The sequence below is a fragment of the Sphingobacterium sp. BN32 genome (assembly GCF_030503615.1).
In the GTDB taxonomy this organism is placed as follows: domain Bacteria; phylum Bacteroidota; class Bacteroidia; order Sphingobacteriales; family Sphingobacteriaceae; genus Sphingobacterium.
In genome coordinates this window covers 223219-246820 of sequence record NZ_CP129963.1, presented here as the reverse complement: position 1 = coordinate 246820, position 23602 = coordinate 223219, and the positions used below count along the sequence as shown (strand labels likewise).

The 23602-nt window shown below is 43.2% G+C and carries 17 protein-coding genes and 1 tRNA gene; 5 read left to right on the top strand and 13 right to left on the bottom strand.

What is annotated here, in order from left to right; all coding sequences use genetic code 11:
- Nucleotides 1-6: 6 nt before the first annotated feature.
- The 3 genes from uvrA to xseA form a co-directional block, all read right to left on the bottom strand.
- Entirely contained in the window at nt 7-2808 is a 2802-nt protein-coding gene (gene uvrA, locus QYC40_RS01055; protein ID WP_301991911.1) for an excinuclease ABC subunit UvrA, read from the bottom strand.
- Between the two features lie 114 nt (nt 2809-2922).
- Nucleotides 2923-3141 carry an exodeoxyribonuclease VII small subunit gene (gene xseB, locus QYC40_RS01050; RefSeq protein WP_301991910.1) on the bottom strand — a complete coding sequence of 73 codons (219 nt, stop codon included), beginning with the start codon at nt 3139-3141 and terminating at the stop codon, nt 2923-2925.
- Entirely contained in the window at nt 3131-4399 is a 1269-nt protein-coding gene (xseA, locus tag QYC40_RS01045; RefSeq protein ID WP_301991909.1) for an exodeoxyribonuclease VII large subunit, read from the bottom strand. Before xseA ends, xseB begins: the two co-directional genes overlap by 11 nt.
- Before the next feature lie 90 nt (nt 4400-4489).
- Here xseA and QYC40_RS01040 point away from each other — a divergent pair, with 90 nt between their 5' ends.
- Entirely contained in the window at nt 4490-6220 is a 1731-nt protein-coding gene (locus tag QYC40_RS01040) for a serine hydrolase (RefSeq protein ID WP_301991907.1), read from the top strand.
- Nucleotides 6220-7386 (top strand): dipeptidase, encoded by a 1167-nt coding sequence (locus QYC40_RS01035; RefSeq protein WP_301991905.1) that lies wholly within the window; start codon nt 6220-6222, stop codon nt 7384-7386. Before QYC40_RS01040 ends, QYC40_RS01035 begins: the two co-directional genes overlap by 1 nt.
- A gap of 41 nt (nt 7387-7427) precedes the next feature.
- On the opposite strand, the gene QYC40_RS01030 is transcribed toward QYC40_RS01035, so the two are convergent.
- Both QYC40_RS01030 and QYC40_RS01025 read right to left on the bottom strand, forming a co-directional pair.
- The gene (locus QYC40_RS01030) at nt 7428-8069 is read right to left on the bottom strand and encodes a hypothetical protein (protein ID WP_301991904.1); all 642 of its coding nucleotides are present in this window, start codon (nt 8067-8069) and stop codon (nt 7428-7430) included.
- Nucleotides 8069-8575, bottom strand: coding sequence for an RNA polymerase sigma factor (locus tag QYC40_RS01025; protein WP_301991902.1), 507 nt, complete (start codon nt 8573-8575; stop codon nt 8069-8071). Before QYC40_RS01025 ends, QYC40_RS01030 begins: the two co-directional genes overlap by 1 nt.
- 69 nt (nt 8576-8644) lie before the next feature.
- On the opposite strand from QYC40_RS01025, the gene radA reads away from it, so the two are divergent.
- Nucleotides 8645-10033 (top strand): DNA repair protein RadA, encoded by a 1389-nt coding sequence (gene radA / locus QYC40_RS01020; protein ID WP_301991901.1) that lies wholly within the window; start codon nt 8645-8647, stop codon nt 10031-10033.
- 258 nt (nt 10034-10291) lie between these two features.
- On the opposite strand, the gene QYC40_RS01015 is transcribed toward radA, so the two are convergent.
- The 4 genes from QYC40_RS01015 to QYC40_RS01000 all read right to left on the bottom strand — a co-directional run bounded on the left by QYC40_RS01015 (nt 10292) and on the right by QYC40_RS01000 (nt 13476).
- Entirely contained in the window at nt 10292-11419 is a 1128-nt protein-coding gene (locus QYC40_RS01015; RefSeq protein WP_301991900.1) for a TlpA disulfide reductase family protein, read from the bottom strand.
- A gap of 46 nt (nt 11420-11465) precedes the next feature.
- A complete protein-coding gene (locus QYC40_RS01010; protein WP_301991899.1) occupies nt 11466-12299 on the bottom strand; it encodes a YgcG family protein in 834 nt (277 codons plus the stop codon).
- Between the two features lie 4 nt (nt 12300-12303).
- Entirely contained in the window at nt 12304-12738 is a 435-nt protein-coding gene (locus QYC40_RS01005; RefSeq protein ID WP_301991898.1) for a TPM domain-containing protein, read from the bottom strand.
- Nucleotides 12739-12897: 159 nt separating this feature from the next.
- Nucleotides 12898-13476, bottom strand: coding sequence for a LemA family protein (locus QYC40_RS01000; protein ID WP_149527374.1), 579 nt, complete (start codon nt 13474-13476; stop codon nt 12898-12900).
- A 149-nt stretch (nt 13477-13625) separates the two neighbouring features.
- On the opposite strand from QYC40_RS01000, the gene QYC40_RS00995 reads away from it, so the two are divergent.
- Nucleotides 13626-15167, top strand: a complete 1542-nt coding sequence (locus QYC40_RS00995; protein ID WP_301991897.1) for an NAD(P)/FAD-dependent oxidoreductase — start codon at nt 13626-13628, stop codon at nt 15165-15167.
- A gap of 85 nt (nt 15168-15252) precedes the next feature.
- A tRNA-Gly gene (locus QYC40_RS00990) sits at nt 15253-15325 on the top strand.
- 603 nt (nt 15326-15928) lie between these two features.
- On the opposite strand, the gene QYC40_RS00985 is transcribed toward QYC40_RS00990, so the two are convergent.
- The 4 genes from QYC40_RS00985 to sufD form a co-directional block, all read right to left on the bottom strand.
- On the bottom strand, nt 15929-17491 hold the full coding sequence (locus QYC40_RS00985) for a SusD/RagB family nutrient-binding outer membrane lipoprotein (protein WP_301991896.1): 1563 nt from the start codon (nt 17489-17491) through the stop codon (nt 15929-15931).
- Between the two features lie 7 nt (nt 17492-17498).
- Nucleotides 17499-20600 (bottom strand): SusC/RagA family TonB-linked outer membrane protein, encoded by a 3102-nt coding sequence (locus tag QYC40_RS00980; RefSeq protein ID WP_301991895.1) that lies wholly within the window; start codon nt 20598-20600, stop codon nt 17499-17501.
- Between the two features lie 190 nt (nt 20601-20790).
- Nucleotides 20791-22023, bottom strand: a complete 1233-nt coding sequence (locus QYC40_RS00975; protein WP_301991894.1) for an MFS transporter — start codon at nt 22021-22023, stop codon at nt 20791-20793.
- Nucleotides 22024-22284: 261 nt separating this feature from the next.
- Entirely contained in the window at nt 22285-23589 is a 1305-nt protein-coding gene (gene sufD / locus QYC40_RS00970; RefSeq protein ID WP_301991893.1) for a Fe-S cluster assembly protein SufD, read from the bottom strand.
- Nucleotides 23590-23602 lie beyond the last annotated feature (13 nt).

Below are 23602 nucleotides of genomic sequence, written 5' to 3'. Positions count from 1 at the left end.
TTTATTTTAAGAATTTAGGTGACGTAGTAAGTATTTTCCGGTGTAGGAATCATCAGCCTTCACCAGATTTTCCGGTGTTCCGGCAAACACGACCTTACCTCCATTATTTCCACCTTCCGGACCAATATCGATAACCCAGTCGGCAGACTTAATCATATCCAGGTTATGCTCGATAACCAAGACACTATTGCCCTGCTCGATAAGGGCGTTGAACGCTTTTAAGAGTTTTTCGATATCATGGAAATGAAGCCCTGTAGTCGGCTCATCGAATATGAAGAGGGTTTTCTTCTGATTATTTCCTTTGATCAGGAAGGATGCTAATTTAATACGTTGTGCCTCACCACCTGACAAGGTGCTGGAGGATTGTCCAAGCTTAACATAACCTAGGCCTACCTCTTGTAATGGGCCAAGCTTATTTAATATCTTAGGTTGGTCTGCGAAGAAGCTGATGGCTTCATCTACACTTAGCTCGAGGATATCAGAAACCGACTTCTCTTTGTAGGTTACATCCAATACATGTTGCTTAAAACGTTTGCCGCCACAGGCTTCACATGGAAGAATAATGTCTGCCATAAACTGCATCTCGATCTTCACCACGCCTTCTCCCTGACACATTTCACATCGGCCGCCTTCCACGTTGAAGGAGAATGCTGCAGGTTTCAAGCCATTTGCTTTCGCTGCCGGCAGGCTCGAATATAAAGCACGGACTTCGTCCCATGCTTTTACATAGGTTACGGGATTGGAACGCGTAGAGCGACCAATCGGGTTCTGATCGACCATTTCAATTTGTTCTACCAAATCAATAGAGCCTTCGATTCCATCGAATATTCCCGTTTGTTCGCCGGAATAGCTGCCTAATGCTTTCTGCAATGCCGGGTATAGAATGCGCTTCACCAAGGATGTTTTACCCGACCCAGACACGCCGGATACCACGGTAAAGACATGCAGCGGGAAGTCAACCGTTACGTTCTGCAGGTTGTTTTCTCTAGCGCCTTTGATACGGATATAATCCGCCCATTTTCTTCGGCGTTTCGGAACAGGTATGCTAAGCTCGCCGCTCAGGTACTGTCCTGTTAAACTGTCTTTATCTTTGATAATTTGATCGTAAGTTCCCGCGAAGACGAGTTCACCGCCATGTATACCGGCTTCGGGTCCAATATCGATTAAGTAGTCTGCGGCTTCCATCATCTCTTGCTCATGCTCTACGACAATAACCGTATTGCCGGCATCGCGGAGCGATTTTAGGACAGAGATTAGGCGTTGTGTATCCCGTGGGTGCAAGCCAATGCTCGGCTCATCGAGTACATAGATGGACCCAACTAGTGAGCTTCCTAGTGAAGTTGCCAGGTTGATACGTTGCGATTCACCACCGGATAAGCTATTGCTTAGGCGGTTCAGCGTCAGATAGCTCAAGCCCACATCGCAAAGAAATTGAAGGCGGTTGACAATCTCGGCCAATAATCGCTTGGCAATAATAGCTTCGTTTTCTGTAAGCTCCAGGTTGCTGAACAGCTCAAAGGCTTTATCTAACGGCAACAGAACGATATCGGTTATAGAATATCCATTGACCTTGACATAAGAAGCGTCTTTTCGCAGGCGCGTTCCTTTACAGTCTGGGCAATCTGTTTTTCCGCGATAGCGGGATAGCATAACGCGGTATTGGATTTTATAGGTCTGTTCTTCCAGTTCGGCAAAGAAATCATTCAGTCCGCGGAAGTATTTGTTGCCTGTCCAAAGCAATTCTTGCTGCGCCTTGGTCAGCTCGCTATAATCTCTATGGATTGGGAAATCAAACTTAATTGCTGATCGCACAAGCTTATCTAACCATGCGCCCATCTTCTCGCCACGCCAAGGAGCGATAGCACCATCGAATACCGAGCGACTTTTATCCGGAATAACCAGATCCGGGTCAATGCCTATTACCTTCCCATAGCCCTCGCAGCGCCTACAGGCCCCATAGGGGTTGTTGAAGCTGAAAAAGTTGGGTGTTGGTTCTTCGAATACCATGCCGTCGAGTTCAAATTTGTCCGAGAAATGGAAGGTCTCATCGGCAACTTCGATGTCACATTCCCCTTTTCCTTCGAAATAGGCTGTTTGGATGGAATCTGCTAAACGATTGATCGTGTCATCAGAATGGTCGAGCACGACCCGGTCGATCACGATAAAGATATCGCCTTCTTTGAAACTTGCATTCGCAATTTCCTTGTCCTCGATGATGGATTCAATCTTTTTGATTGCTCCCTGATATTTTATGCGGGTGAATCCCTTTTGAAGCAATAAGGAAAGCTCTTCCTTCAGCTTCCTATTATTGGAGGGAATCAGCGCGCTGTAGATCGTGATCGTGGTATCATCTTCGAAGGATAATAGTTTATAGACGATAGAGGATACGGAGTCTTTCTTTACTTCCTGTCCTGAAACAGGCGAAATTGTACGCCCAATACGAGCATAAAGAAGTTTTAGGTAATCATAGATTTCGGTCGATGTCCCGACTGTAGAGCGCGGATTGCTGGAGATCACCTTTTGCTCGATAGCAATAGCCGGTGCAATACCTTTAATGTAGTCTACATCAGGTTTATTCATACGGCCCATAAACTGTCGCGCGTAGGAGGATAAGCTTTCCACATATCTACGCTGTCCTTCGGCGTAAAGGGTATCGAATGCTAATGAGGATTTCCCCGACCCTGACATACCGGTGATAACAATAAGCTTGTTTTTTGGGATGTCAACATCGATGTTCTTAAGATTATTAACCCGAGCACCTTTGATTTGAATGTGTGACTTTGGAGTATGATTTGCACGTTCTTGCATAACTATCAAAGTTATGGAAAACTCTACAAAACACCGACTGTTAGCATCAACAAAATTGAAAATGCAACGCAGGAATTACATTAATCTTGAAATATGGGAATGTGGTTCGTCGGATTACTCGGCTTGCGCATCAGAAGCGCTATCCAACTTCTCCAGCAGTTTTTCTACTTCCTTCTCGGATGCTGTTAGTTTTGCCTTGCAGATGGCCAATAACTCGGATGCTCTTGAAATCTTCGAGGTCAGCTCGTCGACAGAAACTTCACCGTCTTCAATATCCGCAACAATTTGTTGCAACTCCAAAAAAGCGTCTTGATAGGTATATTTATTTTCCATGTTCTTCTTTGTTAACTACTTGGGATTGTATTGTTCCATCTTCTACTTGAATTTCCAATAAATCGCCTACACTCACTTGATCTATTTGATGAACAGCCTTTCCATTCATCCGAACAATACTAAATCCTCGCTTTAGAATATGTATTGGACTCAACAAACCTAGCAATTGTTCCACATGAATCAATTTAGATTTTTCATCCTTAAACTGCTGCTTGCTGTACATTTGTGTATGCAGCATCAATTGGTTCAGTTTATTGCGTTCCGTTAGAAATACTGACTTGCTATTCCAAGAGATTGCCTGCGCCAGTTGCTTGAGCTGTTGTTCTTCTTGCGCAAACTGCTCCTTAACCGCTCGTAACAGACGTTCCTGTGCCTGATCCATAGGGATGGAAAAGTTGTGAAACTTTTGCAAAAGAAAATCCGCTAACTCGCTTGGAGTAATCGCATTCTTGAAGGCGACCATCTCACTGACCGTTTCGTTGGTAGAATGCCCAATGCCCGTTAGCACAGGAATAGGGAACATCGCGATCGACTTCGCTAAAAGATAATTGTTATACGAGCTCAATCCGACCTCGCCGCCTCCGCCACGAATGATTGCAACCGCATCAAACTGTTCAATCTTCTCCGCAATATTACTGAGTTGGTTAATGATCGATGCAATCGATTTATCCCCTTGCAGTAAGGCGGGATATAAGGTAGTCTCTATTTTATAGCCCCAAGGATTGCCGTTTATGATTTTGAAGAAGTCAGAAAGCCCTTTGCTGGTTTCCACAGAAATAATCGCCAAGCGCTTTGGAATTAATGGGAAAGGAAGTCGCTTATTAGCCTCATAGAGCCCTTCTTCTTTCAAAAGCCGTATCGACTCTTTCTTCTCGCGCTCTAACTCCCCCAGCACAAAGGTCGGATCGATATCCACAATCTTTAAACTGAAGCCATAAAGCGGATCGTAGGAAATGCCTGCTTGCATCAGAATCGTAATCCCCTCGCGTAGGGGCTCGCCCAAGAGCTCTATAAACTGCCGATTTATGCGTTGGTAATCTGTCTTCCACAGGATAGAACGCATCTCGGCCACTACACGGCCATCCTTCTTCTCCAATAACTCGGGATAGCAGTGTCCAGAATGGGTATAATGGTTCAACTTGTTCATCTCCGCTTTAATCCAGTACAAACTTTTATACCTTTCGGCAATTGTTTTCTGGATACTTCGGGAAACTTCAAGCAGTGTGAAAACCGTTTTATTGTCTACAGATTCGGGCATACAATCAAATATACTGAATTTATTACAGCGCAGCGCTGCACGTTTGTGCGTTTTATTAGTACATTTACAAGTATAAACCAACATCAACGTATGATTCGTACCATTGGCATCGCATTCCTAGCGCTGATCCTTCAAGCGCAAGTTTCTAATGCTCAGTATAAACAAACTGTAGAGAACAAAACAAGATTAGAAAGCAATATCAATCATGTCATTCCCTTAAAAAGCCTTGACCAATATAAAATTGCTGTCGTAACGCCGAATAACAATAAATACCAACCCTTTATTGATCAGCTTGAGCGCTATGCAGACGTTCAGGTTTTTGATTTTCAGCAATACGACGAAAAGACCAAATACTACAATACGATCATTGTTGCAGGAACAGCTAGTGAACTTCATCCCGGGCAATTAGCGATGTTGATCCAGTCTGCGGTCAACAATAAAAATGTTATCCTATGCCAATTTGGTACAGATTACGACTTCACCAATCTAAGTGTTACCCCACAGCAATTACGCAAGTTTACGAGCTTGGTTCGTACTGCGGAGAATGGCAATCAGGCGCAGGAGTACGCGGCGATGTCCATTTTCGGGGGGCTAGGCATTACGCAAGGGACGATAAAGACTGAACAGACCCGCCTGCAATATAACCGAGGGATGCGCTCGGATATGGATCTTAAGAAAATGGGACAACGCATTGACGCAATTGCTAAGGAAGCCATCGATCAACGAGCGGCACCAGGGATGGTCGTGATGGCGGTTATAGATGGTCAGGTAATCTTTGAGAAAGCCTACGGCCATCATACCTACGAGAAAAAACAAGTAACCCGCATCAGTGACATCTTTGACCTTGCATCTATCAGTAAGATCGCGGGAACAACGCCTGTTGTCATGTATCTGCAAGAGAAAAACATCATCAACTTGGACAGCACGATGGGGCATTACTTATGGCAAGCAAAAGAAACTAACAAGGCGAATATTACTTTACGTACAGTCCTGCTGCATGAGGCAGGCTTTACGCCCTTTATACCGTTTTACAAGGAGCTAAAACCTGGAGACTTGCAACGAACGAAAGACGCGAACCACCAGGTACAAGTTGCGGATAATGCCTACTTGAAAACCAATTACTATCAGGATGTCATGTGGCCGGAGATGTTAAACTCGCCGGTAAAGCCGATTGGAAAATATGTCTATTCGGACATCAGCATGTATGTGATGAAGGAAGTTTCGGAGCATGAAACCTCCGTTCCTATGCAGGACTATGTGCAGAAAATCCTTTACAAAAAGATCGGGATGAAAACTGCGGGCTATCTTCCTAGAAACCGCTTTGATCGCAATAGAATTGTCCCTACGCAAAACGATACGGTATTCCGGAAAACGCTCTTGCAAGGATTTGTCCACGACGAGGGCGCAGCAATGGCAGGTGGAGTCGCTGGACATGCTGGTCTCTTCTCTACGGCCAATGATCTTGCTATCTATGGACAGTTGTTGTTGAACCGTGGAACCTATGGCGGTGTGCAATTCTATAAATCCGAAACAATTGATTTATTCACTTCCAAACAGTCCGCTACCTCTCGCCGAGGATTAGGTTTCGATCGTTACGATCCAAAGCCCGGAGCAGATTACCCATCCAAACTAGCTAATGAGTCTGTTTATGGACATACCGGATATACCGGAACATGTATATGGATCGACCCACGAAACCAATTGGTTTATATCTTCCTATCGAACCGTGTACATCCGCAGGTAAGTTCTAAATTAGGGGATTTGAACATCCGTAGCCGCATTCAAGATGTGATCTACGAAACTATCAATAACGCTAAATAATGAAAAAGCAATTTATACTTAGCACTATCGTCGCTGCCATGAGCCTTTCGCTGTATGCACAAGACTATAAAAAGATTCATCAAGACCTGTTGGTCATTGATGGTCATAACGACGTGTTGATCGAAAGTATCTTGCCGGGGAAAGACATCAGCAACCGGATCAAATCGGGGCATACCGATCTGCCAAGGCTGAAAGAAGGCGGTGTAGATGTGCAAGTATTCGCGGTTTGGTCGGATGACAAGAAATATCAGAAGAATGCCTTTAAGCATGCGAACGATCAGATAGACGCGCTGGAAGCATTGATCAAGAAGAATCCTGGCAAAATTGAACTCGCAAAAAGCAGTGCTGATATTGAACGCATACAGAAATCAGGTAAAATCGCAGCGCTAATTGGGATCGAAGGCGGAAATATGATTGAAAGCAGTATTCCCAATCTAGAAAAATTATACGATCGCGGAGCAAGATACCTCACCCTCACTTGGAACTACAACCTACCTTGGGCGACTGCTGCCGCCATTGAAGTAAAAACCAAAGGCTCAAAAAACAAAGGCCTGAACAAGCAGGGAGAAGCAATCATCAAGCGGATGAACGAATTAGGAATGATGGTCGACCTATCGCATGCTGGAAAACAGACGTTCTATGATGTATTGCGAATATCTACTAAACCGATTCTCGTATCGCATAGCAATGCCGCTGCCCTGACACCGCATTATCGCAACTTAGATGATAAGCAACTCGAAGCATTGAAAGAAAACGGCGGAGTAATTGGTGTTAATTTCTATTCGGAATTTTTAGATTCCAAATACAGAGGCCGAGTGAAAAGCCTTTATAAGTCGCACTTCAAAGAGGCTGCAGATACTAAATTATCAGTAGACAAGATGTATAGCAAATTGCCAAAAGCCTTAAAACATAAAGCCGACGCTCCCTTTGAAACGGTCTTGAAGCATATCGATTATCTAGTTTCTAAAGTGGGAATTGACCATGTTGCCATCGGATCTGATTTCGATGGGATTACTTCCGCACCGCAACAGCTGGAAGATGTCTCAAAATTTCCAGTCCTTACACAGGCTTTATTAGAAAAGGGCTATAGCCAAGCGGATGTTGCGAAAATAATGGGGTTAAACTTCCTGAGAATCTTAAAAGAAAACGAAAATAACAGGAAGTAAGAACACTCGGATAATGATCCAGGGATTATAAACTTCCGCTATTATTCAATCGTAGGAACTTCCTCCTGCTCGTCTAGCTGTACTAGTTGTTCGTAGTTTTTATTCAATTTGTTCACTAAACGACGGTAGACGACTTTGTAATAGAATTTCACAAGACCCAGCAGGATCGCTATGGCGATGACCATGAAAATACTGATCCCCAGCACATAAAATATCGCTTTGCCCCAAGGCTTATCGAAAATCCCATCCGTAATCATCATCGTAACGGTAACAAGCGCAGATACGGTAATGATATAATAAATATTAAATCGGATATATTGATCCACGGCCTTCCGTGTTTCGATGATGTCTCGAAGCAAATCTTTCGTATTACTTGTGTTCTTGATACTGCGGTATGAGCTAAAGAACTTGTAGATAAAATAGGCAATCACCAAGTAGAAAACGACAGATAATGCGTTTTCCAATGTGCTTACAATGACCGAATCAGTTTCGACATCGCTATCGTAGGGCACTAGGAAATTTAGAGCGAATCCTGCCAACAGTTCAATGATACTGATGTAGAAAATCCACTTGACGATGGAAGACGAGCTGTTATGCAGCATTTTCCGTATCCCCTCTTTATCGACCTTCGGAAAATCCTCGTCTTTATTCCAATGCTGTTTTAAAAAATCCAGTTCGTCCATTACGCTATTTTTTGTTTTGCCAACATGTTTTTCAATTTGGTCTTTATCCTGTTCATCTTCACCCTGGCGTTCACCTCGCTGATCCCCAAGGTTTCCGATATCTCGCTATAATCTTTATCCTCCAAATACATATAGACTAACGCTTTATCAATATCGCTCAACTGCCGAACGGCTTCATACAGCGACTTCAGTCGCTCCTCCTCCTCAGTATTATACTCTTCATATCGAATATTCGCCAAGGAATTATCCCAGTCGACTGTTGTAATCTTTATTTTTCGACCTCGGTAGAGGGATATGGCGGTATTCAAGGATACGCGATATGCCCAGGTAGAAAATTTGGAATCCCCTTTGAACATCGGGTAAGACTTCCACAGTTGGATGACCATCTCCTGGAAAAGATCTTGATGCGAGGCAAGATCCACTGTATACAGCTTGCAGATCTTGTGGAGGATATTCTGATTTTCCTCCAGCAACGACACAAATTCTTGTTCCAGGTTACTATACATCTTTCCTTATTTGTAGACAATAGTACAGTATTGTTACAACTTGTACTCATCTTTTTTTAATTTAGCTCAATGGCTAAAACTAAATCGGCATACTTCTGCCAATCCTGTGGATACGACTCGCCTAAATGGTTAGGACAATGTCCTTCTTGCAAGCAATGGAATACTTTTGTTGAAGAAGTGGTTGAGAAATCTTCTTCCCGAGTACCCGAATGGCGGAGTACCGCCAGTTCGAAGGCAGATACGAAGCGGGCAAACAAGGCCGCTATCATCCATGAAATTGTCTATTCCGAGGAGCAGCGCATCGTTACTCCCGATAAAGAATTCAACCGCGTCTTAGGCGGAGGAATTGTTCCGGGCTCACTGGTCTTGATCGGTGGAGAACCAGGAATTGGTAAATCTACCTTGATGCTTCAATTAGCCCTTACGGTCTCCCATGTGAAAACATTATATATCTCGGGGGAGGAAAGCGAGCAGCAGATAAAGATGCGCGCTGAACGCCTCGTTCAGACCTCCAATGCGAACTGCTACATCCTGACAGAGACATCGATGCAGAACATCTTTAAACAGATCGACCAGGTACAGCCAAACCTATTGGTAATTGACTCTATACAGACGCTACATTCTGCACAGATTGAATCAGCGCCGGGCTCTGTATCGCAAGTGCGCGAGTGTACTGCAGAGCTGCTTCGCTTTGCGAAGGAAACCAATACTCCCGTGTTTATTGTGGGCCATATCACGAAGGATGGCTCAATCGCGGGCCCAAAGGTATTAGAGCACATGGTGGATACCGTCTTGCAATTTGAAGGCGACAGAAACCATGTCTACCGAATCCTACGCGCAGTAAAAAACCGCTTCGGTTCATCATCAGAGCTAGGAATATACGAGATGCAAGGCTCCGGGTTACGTGAGGTCTCGAATCCTTCGGAAATCATGTTGTCGCAACGCGAAGAGCAGGTGAGCGGTACAGCAGTTGCAGCTATGTTAGAAGGCATGCGCCCCTTAATGATCGAAGTGCAGGCCTTAGTTTCTAATTCAGCATACGGAACCCCACAAAGGAGCTCTACGGGATTCGATACCAAACGCCTGAATATGCTGTTGGCTGTATTAGAAAAACGCTTCGGCTTCCGCCTTAGCGCACAGGACGTCTTCCTGAATATTGCCGGCGGAATACGCGTCGAAGACCCCGCAATTGACCTCGCCGTCGTTGCTGCAATCATCTCCTCACAACAAGATATCCCCCTAGGCTCTAACATCACCTTCGCCGGTGAAGTAGGCCTCTCCGGTGAGATACGCGCCGTAAATCGAATCGAACAACGCATACAAGAAGCCGAAAAACTAGGCTTCGGACAAATATTCATCTCTAAATACAACACCAAAGGCCTAGACGCCAAGAAATACGATATCGCCATTCGCCCAGTCGCAACGCTGGAAGATGTGTTTAGTGCTTTATTTGGATAGTAGTTAGTATTTAGTAGTTAGTAGTTAGACCTAGGGCGGGAATTAGATTTTAGACATAAGAAATAAGATAATTCAAGACAACCATCTTATCGCGACCAAAGGTCCAAACGAGGGTCTAATGTCTGATAACTAGACTCTGTTTCCCAGACTAGGTCTTAATACTAAATACTAACTACTAAATACTGAAAATTACAAAAGAGAAAGGCGCCGAAATCGGCGCCTTTCCCTTTTGTAATTTTTTTGAAACCTAGTAAATTGTTACTTAATTACCTCTGCTAACTTTGCTTCTAATGCTGCGCCACGAAGGTTTGATGCGATGATCTTACCTTGTGGATCGATTAGGAAGTTCTGAGGAATTCCTTGGATCCCGTATAAGCCTACCACCTCTGATTTCCAGAATTTTAAGTCTGAAACATGAGGCCATTGCTCTAATTTATCATCTTTAATTGCTTTCATCCAAGCTTCTTTACCGTTCTCGCGGTCTAAAGACACACCTAATACCGTAAAGTTTTTGTCTTTGAACTTGTTGAATGCTGCCACTACGTTCGGGTTTTCACCACGACAAGGACCACACCAGCTAGCCCAGAAGTCGATTAGAACGTATTTTCCACGTAATGAAGACAAAGCAAGTACATTACCTGATGTATCTGGCAATGCAAATTCAGGAGCCGTTGCACCAATTGCTACCTTCTTCAAGGTCTCGATTTTCTTCGCAATAGCTTTACCTTTCGCTGTGTTTTTCAATGCTGCTGACAACTTGTTGTAAGCCGGTTCGCCCACAGAAACAACGTTTTCCGCAGAAATCATCTCTTCCAATAGGTTCATCGCAACATAGCTGTTCGGGTTGTTCAAGGCAAACTCTTCGCCGATCTTCGTTTGCTTTTCAAAGATTGCAGAAGCACGTTCTTGCAAACCATTTACGAATGCTTCATCATTCTTTTGCTCGTCAGAAGCAGCCTGATATTCTTTGTTTAACACCTCAAATTCAGCATTTAACGGAGCAACTAAGGCTCTGTATTTTGCAAAATCGTCGTTGATAGCATTTCCTGATACCTTAGCGTCTTTCAATGTAGCTCCCTCCACATTGATAACACCCTTAGATAAGTAAATTGCCGTACGATCAGGGTTTCTTAAGGTACGGATTCCAGCACCATCAGGAGAAAGGATCAACTGCGCTTGCGTAGGCTCTGAAACTGTTCCGTTGTAAGAGAATGCTCCTTTAACAACTGCTGCAGAGTCAATTACGCGCTGCCCATCCGCTGCGTACTGAATGTATACCTTCGCCGGAGCGTCTGTATTTTGTAGTTTACCCTTCACTGAAAAAGCTTCTTGGGCAAATAATAAGCTAGGGATCGCTCCTAACAAACATAAAATTCCTCTTTTCATTTTATTCATATATTATTTACCATAAAGTTAATCATTTTTATCATAACTACCATCGCCCGCTGGCGCCGCCACCTCCGAAGCCACCTCCTCCGAATCCGCCGAAACCTCCGCCGCCGCCTCCACCGAAGCCACCGCCAAAGCCTCCACCTCCGAAACGGTCGTCGTCATTTCCGCCTCGTCCTAGGGAGTTCAGTAAGGTCCACCAGAATAAATCCGATGACCCACGTCCATTCATTACGCGACCACCGCCATTCTTGCCACCGCCGCCACGAGAGATCAACGCAAGCACCACAAAGATGATGATGATGATAAAAATAATCGGGATACCGCCGCCACCTTCTGTCGAGTAGCTATCCTTCGGATCCGCTTTATATTCGCCCTTCGAATAAGATATAATGGCATTGACGCCATTATCTATTCCCGAGAAATAGTTTCCCTGTCTGAAAGCGGGCTTTACTTCATTTTCGATAATACGATAAGCAATAACGTCCGGAACAGCACCTTCTAAACCATATCCGGTTCGGATAGTTACCGCGCGATCGCCCAAAGCGACCAAGAACAGAATACCATTGTCGTACTTCTTGTTCCCGATGCCCCATTGTTTGGCAAGCCGATCGCCATAGTCTGCGATATCATAGTCTCCAGTGGAGTTCATGACCACCACAGCAATCTGTATGGACGTAGAATCTTCGAAAGCAAGTAGCTTTTGTTCCAATTCCATCTGCTGGCCCGAGCTTAATGTGTTTGTATAGTCAGTAACTAAGCGATTGGGGACCGCAGGGAAGTCCTGGGCTACCGCAACAACGGATAGTAGTAAGCCCAAGAAAAAGGTAAAAAATAGTTTTGTTGAGCCTTTTAAACTTTGCATTTTATTCAACATATGTTTATTGTTTACCAAAATAAATATCGTTCGGTAATTCATTTACATCATCCTCACGTCTTGGAAAAAACGTCGCCAACTGTGCACCAGCTTCATGAATACCTTCAATAAGGCCATTCATATAATCGCCCTGACGGAAAAAAGACACCATCTTTTCCTTTGTACTCTGCCAAAAATCATCACCCACTTTCGCGTGTATGCCGGCATCTCCAATTATCGCAAACTGATGATCTTGCGTTGCCAGGTAAATCAGAACGCCATTACGCAGCGTTGTATGGTGCATTTTAAGTTTCTCAAAATAATGCTTCGCTTGGTCGTATGCTTCTAAGCCATGCAGCTGACGCTCAACCACTAGGCGTATCTCACCCGAAGTCCGGTTCTCTGCTAAGCTGATTGCCTGTACGATCTTTTCCTGCTCCTCTTGATTGAATATTTCCATCTTTATACCAATAACCTTTCATATTTCCATTGAAACACCAACAAGGCTGAAAGTTCTTGATGGCCATTGAAAACAAATATATTTCCGAAAAAAAAGATGAATGTTTAGTAACATATTACCAACATTCATCTTTGTATTATGATCTAATATTTAAAATCATTAAAATGATACTGTTGGCGCCTTATCAGCCCCTTCAGCAGCTTTGAAAGTACCTTTCGCTTTGAAGCCAAAAATACCTGCCATAATGTTGTTCGGGAAACTACGAACAGTGGTATTGTATTCCTGAACGGCATCATTATACGCGCGGCGCTCTACAGAAATTCTGTTCTCTGTACCTTCCAATTGTGCCTGTAGCTCTTGGAAGTTTGAGTTCGCTTTCAAATCAGGATAAGCCTCTACGCTTACTAACAAACGACCGATAGACTGCGATAATGCATCTTGTGTCTGTTGGTAGTTAGCAATAGCTTCTTCGCTTAAGTTCGAAGGATCTACAGTTACCGATGTTGCTTTAGCACGCGCCTCAACAACAGCTTCTAAAGTTCCCTTTTCGTGTTGTGCTGCACCTTTTACCGTGTTCACAAGGTTTGGAATAAGGTCGGCTCTACGCTGGTAAGCATTCTCAACCTGCGCCCATTTCGCTTTTACATTCTCGTCCTGAGATACCATCGTGTTGTATCCACAAGAGCTAAACGAAAGTGCAGTAAGTAGGCCAACAAATACGATTAATAATCTTTTCATGTGTAATGTTTTCTTAGTATACGTCTAAAATTAAGAAATTGTTTTTAAATACAAACCATATCAAAGCACATACCAAATGATATGCGTACTGAAATTATAGCAGATTTAATATCTTTGCAGGACTTTTGGGATAAAACCCCAACATATATATGCAGAAAGAAATAGAAATCGCTCTTAGCCCGGCGCATGTTAACGACGAAGCTTTCATCCTAAAAGAAGGCGTTAAGAAGCTGGGAATATCCGAAAAACGTGTTCAGGGTTTTCATGTGCGCAAGCGCTCTATTGATGCCCGTGGGAAACAGGTATTGTTCCGTATGCGCGTCGTTTATTTTATCGACGAGCCGGTTGAAACGCCTCAATTCCACACGAAACTCCAGCAGGTAAATAATGCTAAACCAGTAATCATTATTGGAGCTGGCCCTGCAGGTTTATTTGCTGCTTATCGCTGCTTAGAGCGTGGTTTAAAGCCCATTGTACTTGAGCGCGGGAAGAAAGTGCAAGACCGCCGTCGGGATTTAGCCAAGATTAACAGAGAGGGCATTGTGAACCCGGAATCCAACTACTGCTATGGCGAAGGCGGCGCGGGGACTTATTCCGATGGTAAATTATACACTCGTTCCAATAAGCGCGGAGATGTGCAATTAGTACTTTCCATTTTTGTGGAGCATGGCGCCCCGGAGGATATTATGGTGGATGCTCGTCCGCACATCGGAACCAACAAACTTCCGCATATCATCGAGAGTATGCGCGAGCGCATTATCGAATGTGGTGGTGAAGTCCACTTTGATTGCAAGGTTGTCGATATCATCGAACAATTTGGCAGCGTGAAAGGTGTCAAAACTGCAGAAGGAGCAACCTTTGAAGCAGATCAGGTCATCGTCGCAACAGGACACTCGGCAAGGGATATCTTCGAGCTGTTCCAACAAAAAGGATGGTTACTGGAGGCGAAACCCTTTGCACTAGGCGTACGTATCGAACATCCACAGTCTATTATCGATCAGGCGCAGTATCACTGTTCTACGCGTCCGGAAAACCTTCCGCCAGCCTACTATAGCTTAGTGGAGCAGGTGAATAACAGGGGAGTATTCTCCTTTTGCATGTGTCCGGGCGGTATTATCGCACCATGTGCGACAGACCATGAGGAGATTGTTGTCAACGGATGGTCGCCATCCAAACGCAATAACCCGCATGCAAACTCCGGAACCGTCATTCAGATCAATTTAGAAGATGTAGCAAAGTCCAGCGAGGACGCATTTGCCATGTTAGCATTCCAACGTCAGATTGAACAGCAGGCTTTCCAACTTGGAGGCGGCAGTTTGGTTGCGCCAGCACAACGTATGGTTGATTTCGTACAGAATAAAGTATCTACTGATCTTCCTATTAATTCGTACAAACCTGGAACCCGCTCGGTCGATCTTCGGGAGGTGTTACCAAGTTTTGTTTATAAATCCCTGCAAGGAGCCTTGCCGATCTTCGGCAAGAAGATGAAAGGGTATTATACCAATGAGGCAATTTTGGTTGGCGTAGAATCCAGAACGTCCTCTCCAATCCGAATTCCAAGAGACAAAGATAGCTTCCAGCATCCGCAAGTGGCCGGCCTATACCCATGTGCTGAAGGAGCAGGATATGCAGGAGGAATAGTGTCTGCAGCAATTGACGGCATTAATTGTGTCGACGCTATTAAAATTTAAATTATTTGTTGACAGGCATTTTAGGAATATTTCCGGGTATGTATTGACAATAATGCCTTATTGTTGTATTTTTGTATCACAACAAGCGAAAGTAGCTCAGTTGGTAGAGCACAACCTTGCCAAGGTTGGGGTCGCGAGTTCGAATCTCGTCTTTCGCTCATCAAGCTTCCAGAATCTGGAAGCTTTTTTCATGTATACACTTTCCTTCTTAAGATCGCATCGCGAAGCGAGCAGAATTCTTTAACGGTTTTTGTTTGAGTATCATCTCTTGTACACCCATTGCAGACCCATATCATACCCCTTTGGAATTGGTTCTGCATTGGGTTTGTATTGGGTTTGTATTGGGTTTGAAAGGGAAATGAGTTTTAGATGGTATTGAGTAGTTAGTAGTTAGTAGTTAGTAGTTAGACCTAGGGTTTGCTAGATTTTTGATTTTATACGCGGGATGGTTGTTTTGACCCATTGGCTTAAACAGGAAGATAAATTTATCTGAACCAAGAAAGAAATAGTAGTTAGTAGATAGTATAAAGACCTATGGGAGACTATAAAGTTCAAAATTGTATAGACGCCAATTGGACGCCAATGCGTAGAGACGTTTCACTAAACGTCTCCTTTGAAAAATACACGTTTATCCTTTCTACATGATCCTGCCAATCCTTGCATCCTTCCTTTCCTGGTTCAAAGACAAAACGTCCTTCCTTTCCATAAAGACAAAAAAAAGCTGCCTTTTCAGGCAGCTTTTCTATCTCAGAATTAAAAATTTATTTTTTTACATCCCACCATATACGTTTTGCGGTATAGGTTGCATCTGCTGCATCTGGGTCTGCTTTAATTACTTGATCGTAGTTGTAATTGATACTGTAACTAGCAATGGTGAAGCGTCTTGGCCACATATCTTCCGATGGCAATGCAATCGTAAATACGGCTCCCGGACGTTTTAAACCCTTATAGATACCTACAGATTCGTTGTATTTGCCGCTGGCGTCAGTACAGAATTCCAAACGACGAACATCATTGAACACCTCTGGCGAGTATGATAAAGCGATGTACTTTTGGATCATGATCTGGCTCAAGGTCAATGCGCTAGCAGATTGCTGTACGGAAGAACTTGCTAAATAGCTCGTAATCTTCGCTGCCGGCACGCCTAAGATTTCCATATGATCTTTGATACCATCTTTGTAAGCTTGCAGTGCGCCTGCTTTATTGTTCTGGTTGAAGAGTACTTCGGCTTTGATGAAGTGCATTTCTGAACTGGTCAGCAATAAACCTTTCGCTCCTGCTGCTACGTATACTGATCCTGTGGATACATTCGCAGTCGGGCGTAATGCCGCATAGCTTGTTATGGTAGAGCCGAAACCTGATTCAGGGATTACACTCATGTCCACACCTGGCGTGCGTAAGCCTGTCGCAATAAAACGAGGGATCAATAAGTCAGCTCTTGGGTCTTCCATATTGTTTGCTCCCGTTGGGGCGCCTGTATAGTTGCCTAATACGTAATCAATATAAAGCTTTGTCAGACGGTTGGAACTGTTGTTTTGGTACTGCAAAGACTCGGTCTCTGGCTTTGTCGACACTGCGCGATCCTGGTATTGATACAATGCACTTTCCGCTGCTGTTTTTGGAGCTTTCTCCAATAATGCCAATACCTCAGCTGCATTGAATTTGTCTGTTTTAGACAGGTGATTCAACATTCTCGCTTTGATACCGTTTGCCAAGGCAATCCACTTCTTGGTATCTCCTTTAAATAGGTGATCTCCCACGGATAAAGCCGGAGCGGCAGCATCTTGCCCTTTTTGCAGGTATTCAATTGCCTGATCTAGTTCTGCTAAGCATTTCTCATAAATCAAGTCTCCTTGATCATATTTTGGCGTCATTAATCCTCCTTGGAATGCCTCCTCGTAAGGCAGCATACCATACATGTCCGAGAATGCCGCAAATCCCCAAGCCCAGATAATTTTACCAGCACCGATATAGTGATTGGCACCTGTCGCTTCTCCTTTTTCGATTAAATCGGGGATGTTATTCGCCGTGTAGATATACCAAGGTTGGTAAGGCCAGTTTACCGCTGCTGTGGAAATGTTCCAACGCGATAATGCCCAGTTGTTTGCTGTTGTACCAGCTAATTGCTGAGAAATAATTGCCGCACGTGTACCACCGCTCTCGTATGCCTCAGCAAAACGCGCAATGATAGACGGAAGGCGTAAGTCTACCGAAGGGACTTTTGTATTCGGTGTATTGGGGTTGTCATTAACATCGAGCCACTTATCGCAAGATGTCATCATCAAAGCTCCCGCAACCGCCATTATAGAAAATATCTTTTTCATGTCTGTCTTAGAATTTTAAGTTAACACCAAATGTTACGCCTTTCGTATTCGGAACACCAGCATAATCAATACCTACGGAACCCGAACCGATTACCCCTGCTCCGGCAGCACTTGTTTCCGGATCCATACCTGAATAGTTCGTAAATAACAACAAGTTCGTCGCATTTAAATTGAAAGAAGCACCTCTGATAAAGCCAGATTTCACCAACAAGCTTTGTGGAAGATCGTAAGAAAGGTTTACTGATCTTAAACGCAACCAGTTTACCTCTTCAATGAAGTTGCTGGTTTTGTTAACGTAGTAGTTCATATAGTAATTTTGATCGGCTACTATTTCACGTGTAACATCCTCGTACGCCCCAGTTGCAGGATTTAAAGAAACCCCTGTCATCGTGATTTTCTCTCCTCTGTTTTCCGTACGTCTACTTAAACCATATTGTGTTAACAATACTTCAGTTCCGTTAAAAATTGCTCCACCTTTGCGGAAATCAATTAAGAACGATAATCCCCAGTCTTTGTATCTGAAGTTGTTGGTCAAACCTCCGATAAACTTAGGCTCTCTATTTCCTAAATGAAGCGTTGCGTTACTGTTGGTTGTTGGCAAACCTGTAGTCCAGTTCAGGATATACTTACCTTCATCATTCATTGTCCAATCCTTACCGCTGATTCCCATAAAGTCGCCATCGTTGAATGATGCCGCTTTACCATCCGCAACCTGTACATCGGTTACATAAAGAATCGCTAAACCACCTGGTAATGAATTAACTTTTCCTTTGTTGTGTGAAGCATTCAACATCACATCCCAAGAGAAGTTGTCCTTTTTCATTAATTCTGCAGTTAGGGTTAATTCCACCCCTTTGTTCTGTAGAACTCCCGAGTTTACATATTGGAAAATACCTCCAGTTGCATTATCTACACGTGGCGATAAAATTTGATCGACAGATTTGTTGTTATAGTAAGTGAATTCTAAACCGTATCTGTTGTTCATGAATTTCAAATCTGTACCAACTTCGAAAGATTGTGTCTTTTCCGGAATCAAATTAGGGTTTCCTAAAGTCCATGAGTTCTTATATCCTCCACCGATAGTCAATTCGTATGGATCCAGATAAGAGTTCGTTTGATAAGCAGGAGCATCCTTTCCTACTTCGGCCCATGAGGTTCTAAGTTTACCGTAACTTAAGATGTCGTTTTTCTCAAATAATTCCGTGAACACTAAACTCGCGCTATAGGAAGGATACATAAAAGATTGGTTCTTTTTTGGAAGTGTCGATGACCAGTCATTTCTTAAGGTCATACCCACAAATGCCATGTTTTTGTATCCAACTTTTACATCGCCAAACACACCAACTCTTCTAATTTCTGTTCTGTTATCTAACACAAATCGATCAGCATCCGGTGCATTGTTGAATGAATAGAAATCAGGAATTTTGAAATTACGCGCCTTATTTGCAGTAGACTTTGAATTGATATCCTCGGTGCTCGCTCCTAATAATAAGCTTACATCCCACACCTCTGCAAAAGTTTTGTTAGCACTCAACAAGAAGTTGTTGGTGATAAAATTGTATTGTCTAACATTCTGCGACAGCATACCTTTTTGGTATTCTTTGATTACAGCAGATCCCGCTGATACTAAAGAACGATAGGTTGATGTATAGTTATCGACGCCTAAACGATAAGTAAAATTCAACCAATCGGTCAGCTGTGCATTTGTATAGAAAGTTCCTAAGAAACGATTGGTTTTATCAGTTTGTGGGTTTTTATAGATGGTCCAATATGGGTTGTCCATACTGTTTTCCAGGATCGCCTCTGGCGTATCTCCTCTTCTATATAAAAACTTTTGCGACCCGTCAGCATTTAAGTAATCACGCATATCGGCGCTTTGCGGATAAGCAATAATAGACTCCATGTATCCATTACCTCCTGAACCCCAAAGGCCAGTACCGGTTAAGGTCTTTGTTGTCTGACTTTGCGAATAAGCGGCGTTCGCTCCGAAGGTAAAAATGCCGAGCTTTTGCTCTCCATTAAAACGGAAGTTATAACGGCCGTAGTCTGTCGTAGGAACAATACCCGTTTGCTTTAAGTGTGCCCCTGATAAATAATAGTTGTTCTTGGCAGTTGCACCACTCACGTTAAAGCTATTATCATACGTATATCCAGTTTCGAAGAAGTCTTCCAAGTTATTGTAGATCGTTTCTCCGGAAGCAAATGGATCACCCCAAGATAAGTTTGTGTTCAAGTCCATTAACTTACCATCAGGATTCGTTCCTAACTTATATTTCTTTTGAAGCTCAGGTAGTTTGTTTACCCAGTTTGCTCCAACACGCGAATTAACGCCTACTGTAGCCGTACCTTCTTTACCTTTTTTAGTTGTGATGACGATTGCACCAGCAGCTGCGCGAATACCGTAAAGTGCTGCCGCTGTTGGTCCTTTCAATACGGAGATTGACTCGATATCTTCCGGGTTGATGTCCATTGCGCGGTTACCGTTGGTGGTCGCGATATTGGTATTACCATCGAATGCCGACATGTCGCCCATACCAGTGGAGTTATCCATCGGCATACCGTCAATAACGAACAATGGTTGATTATCACGTTCCAGGGAAGTACCTCCACGAATAACGATGGATGCTGATGCACCTGGCGAACCACCAGAGTTAGTGATGTTTAAGCCGGCGATCTTACCATTCAAAGAGTTGATCATGTTAGGATTCTTGTTCTTCATCAACTCATCTGCTTTGATGTCTTGAACGGCATATCCCAGGGCTTTCTTCTCTTTCTTAATACCGAGTGCTGTTACTACAACTTCGTCGATAGACTCCTCCGAGCTAGCGAGCTCAACGTTGTAAACACTTCCGGAGCCAACAACCTGCTGTGCCCCATTGGAGCCAATTGCTCTAAATATTAATGTTTCGCCTGGCGCTGCTTGGATAGCGAATGAACCGTCTGCATTGGTTTGTACAGAACGAGTCGTCCCTTTCACGATTACAGTCACATTACTCATCGCCTCTCCCGAAGCCGAAGTAACTTTACCCGTAATTGCTTTTTGTTGCGCCATCAAACAAGTAGCATAGAGGCAAACCCCGAAAAAAGTAAGTAAAAATCTTCTTTTCATGTTTGATAGATGTTTTAATAGGTGTGAATAAAATTGACGTGGATATCATTAATTTAGTCGAAGCAAGTCTACGAAAAAAAAACAATACTTTGCGTTTTTATGCAACTTTATTCTAAAACATGCTAACAATTAGCTGATATGAATAGCAATTATCGCATATCAGCTAGCAAAACAGTAAATAATCAGCAACTTATAATTTATTTTGCGGTTTATCTTTACCAATCGCCATCAATGAGGGCGTTAGAAAAGAAGCAATTCCAATCAATAGGCAGAGGATGCCGGCGATGATAAAGGCGTTTGCTACGCCCATGTTATCTGCAATGTTTCCGGCAAACAATAAGCCTATCAGGCTGGGCAAAATGGCGAAGCTGAAGTACAGGGAGAACACCCTTCCTAGCATATCGGGCGCCACTTCTTCCTGAATGATCGTCATAAAGGAGGCTGAGAAAATAGACATCGCCATCCCTCCTAATCCCGTCAGCACCGCAAAAACAATAAATAGATTCGGACTAAGAATTCCGGAAACGACAAAGGTAAATCCTAAGAGCATGTGCATCGTATTGACCATGACTACCTTTCGAATTTCTATCTTGAAAACGGATAACAATGAACCGCCGATCAGCATACCGATACCCCAAACAATCTCTATTACACTCATTTCAAATTCAGCACCCTTGAAGTGATCTATCGTTAACAAGGGAAACATGATTGCAACCGGCATGATCCCCACCGTTGCCAACATGGAGTAGAGGAACATTCGGTTCAGTCCTTTGTTTTGATGAATCGCCAGCAAACCCAGTTTTAAGTCTCGCCACACCTGTTGAATAGATCCGGACACCTGCGTTTTAACATGTGGAATGCTAACGAATAATAAACTGGTAATGGCTAGAATTGCTCCAATAATATCCAAATACAAGACTTTATTGATTGGAAAGGAGGCAATCGCCAGTGCCCCCATGGCAGGTCCAGCAATCTGACTTACCGATTGCAACATCTGATTGACCCCCGAGACGCGCAATAACTGATCTTCGGGCACCAATAAAGGCGCAATAGCCTGCATGGCTGGAGAATGAAACGCCGATCCCACAGAACGCAGCGCCATGATCAAATAGACCAGCTCCAGATGAATAGCTCCTTCACGAAGAACAAAAGTCATTAGAAATGTACAGAACGCAATAAATGCATCGGCAAAAATCATTACTTTTTTACGGTTCCAACGATCAATATAGACGCCCGCAAAAGGACCAATAATGGCTTGAGGTAGTAAGGCCGCGATTGCCGAATAGGCTAATATCTCCGCAGATTTAAACTCCATACTCAGCCAAATGACTACGGGAAAATTAACTGCCGAACTCGTTAGCAAGGACACAAACTGCCCCGCCCATATGAATAGATAGGTTTTAACCCAATTCTTCTTTTCCATAAAATCTAAATGAAATGATTATACAACTCCAGTCGCGGAGTACAACTAAAAAATAATAGAAACGCTTTAGACTAGTTATTTAGTCCAAGCTCTAAAGGCATATGTTGTATAATTAATTACTAGCATAGCACAAAAATAAAATATTCCATTAAATTAACAAGGCGTTTTCTTGCAAGCCCCCTGTTATCTCGAATCGTATTCTATAAAAAAAAGCGTTTAAGATTTCTCCTAAACGCTTTCTATACTAAAACTACACTACTATTAGCTTTCCAATCCTCTAGCTACCAATTCTTCTACATAATGCTTAATTGTATCATTCGAGAACTTTGACGTTACATCAAATGCGAAAGCATGTACTAATAGAATTCGAGCAGAGTCTTCCCCAATACCGCGAGCACGCAGATAGAACAATGCTTCATCATCAAACTGTCCCATGGTACAGCCGTGAGAACATTTTACGTCATCTGCGAAGATCTCTAATTGAGGCTTCGTAAATACGGTAGACTTATCGCCGATCAACATGTTGTTGTTCTGTTGGAAGGCATTTGTTTTCTGTGCATCTTCGCGCACGAAAATCTTACCGTTAAATACTGCTGTGGCCTCTTCTTGAGGAATATTTTTATACCATTCGTAAGATTCACAATGAGGTTTCATGTGATCTACAATCGTATGGTTATCTACAAATTGCTTCTTATTTAACAGGTTTATACCGTATAAGTGCGACTCTACCTGCTCTGCATCCAAACGAATGTTGATATCATTACGAACAAATGCCGGGCCCGGGAAAGTACAGTTATAGTTATTATATAAACTATGTTTTTCTTGATAAACCTCGGTATGGTTGATGTAATGGCCAGATTCTGCTGCTAATTGCAGATAATAATGTTGAATCTTCGCATTCTCTTCCGCTACGATCTCGGTTACCTTATTGTTTAAATTGCTTGCTGAATTTGCTGCCGTGATATAGCTCTCAACGATCTCTACCTCTGCATTCGCTTCTACAACAATCAGGTTTCTAGTTTGAGCAAAGAAGTCATTACCGCCTGTCGCAACATGTACAATGTGCAAAGGCTTAGAAACCACTTTATTCTTCGCTACTGAAATATAGACTCCCGATGTATGTAAGGCTGTGTTCAAAGCCACCATCGCACTGCCTGTTTTATCCGCGTGCTGTGCGAAATGCTTTTGGAAGTTCACCTCATCCTGCGCATCTTCGATCGACTTCACTGTCAAACCGATTTCATCTTCCAATGAAGAGAATGCCAGTACATATTGGCCATTGACCAATACAATACGGTGTGCATCCAATCCTGGAATATCGGCAGCATCAAAGTCTAAATTCGCAACATCCACATCCTCATTTAAAAGATAAGTCTTGTTAACCAAGTTGTGGATATTCGTATATTTCCAATCCTCGTTCTTTACCGTTGGGAACCCCAGTTCTTGAAAGCGTGCAAAAGCATCTTGTCTAATCGACTTAACCGCCGAAGACTCGTTGCTAGCTTCCAATTCCTGAAATGTTGCAGTCAACTGTTGGAATAAGGAGTTTGCTACTAGTGTGCTCATGTTATTTGTTATC

Excerpts from the sequence above, each read along its gene's own strand:
- QYC40_RS01000 (WP_149527374.1), bottom strand. The coding sequence starts at position 13,476 with ATGAAAAGATTATTAATCGTATTTGTTGGCCTACTTACTGCACTTTCG.
- QYC40_RS00980 (WP_301991895.1), bottom strand. The coding sequence starts at position 20,600 with ATGAAAAGAAGATTTTTACTTACTTTTTTCGGGGTTTGCCTCTATGCT.
- xseB (WP_301991910.1), bottom strand. The coding sequence starts at position 3,141 with ATGGAAAATAAATATACCTATCAAGACGCTTTTTTGGAGTTGCAACAA.
- QYC40_RS00975 (WP_301991894.1), bottom strand. The coding sequence starts at position 22,023 with ATGGAAAAGAAGAATTGGGTTAAAACCTATCTATTCATATGGGCGGGG.
- radA (WP_301991901.1), top strand. The coding sequence starts at position 8,645 with ATGGCTAAAACTAAATCGGCATACTTCTGCCAATCCTGTGGATACGAC.
- xseA (WP_301991909.1), bottom strand. The coding sequence starts at position 4,399 with ATGCCCGAATCTGTAGACAATAAAACGGTTTTCACACTGCTTGAAGTT.
- QYC40_RS01035 (WP_301991905.1), top strand. The coding sequence starts at position 6,220 with ATGAAAAAGCAATTTATACTTAGCACTATCGTCGCTGCCATGAGCCTT.
- QYC40_RS01025 (WP_301991902.1), bottom strand. The coding sequence starts at position 8,575 with ATGTATAGTAACCTGGAACAAGAATTTGTGTCGTTGCTGGAGGAAAAT.
- QYC40_RS01010 (WP_301991899.1), bottom strand. The coding sequence starts at position 12,299 with ATGTTGAATAAAATGCAAAGTTTAAAAGGCTCAACAAAACTATTTTTT.
- QYC40_RS01030 (WP_301991904.1), bottom strand. The coding sequence starts at position 8,069 with ATGGACGAACTGGATTTTTTAAAACAGCATTGGAATAAAGACGAGGAT.
- sufD (WP_301991893.1), bottom strand. The coding sequence starts at position 23,589 with ATGAGCACACTAGTAGCAAACTCCTTATTCCAACAGTTGACTGCAACA.
- QYC40_RS01015 (WP_301991900.1), bottom strand. The coding sequence starts at position 11,419 with ATGAAAAGAGGAATTTTATGTTTGTTAGGAGCGATCCCTAGCTTATTA.
- QYC40_RS00995 (WP_301991897.1), top strand. The coding sequence starts at position 13,626 with ATGCAGAAAGAAATAGAAATCGCTCTTAGCCCGGCGCATGTTAACGAC.
- QYC40_RS00985 (WP_301991896.1), bottom strand. The coding sequence starts at position 17,491 with ATGAAAAAGATATTTTCTATAATGGCGGTTGCGGGAGCTTTGATGATG.
- QYC40_RS01040 (WP_301991907.1), top strand. The coding sequence starts at position 4,490 with ATGATTCGTACCATTGGCATCGCATTCCTAGCGCTGATCCTTCAAGCG.
- QYC40_RS01005 (WP_301991898.1), bottom strand. The coding sequence starts at position 12,738 with ATGGAAATATTCAATCAAGAGGAGCAGGAAAAGATCGTACAGGCAATC.
- uvrA (WP_301991911.1), bottom strand. The coding sequence starts at position 2,808 with ATGCAAGAACGTGCAAATCATACTCCAAAGTCACACATTCAAATCAAA.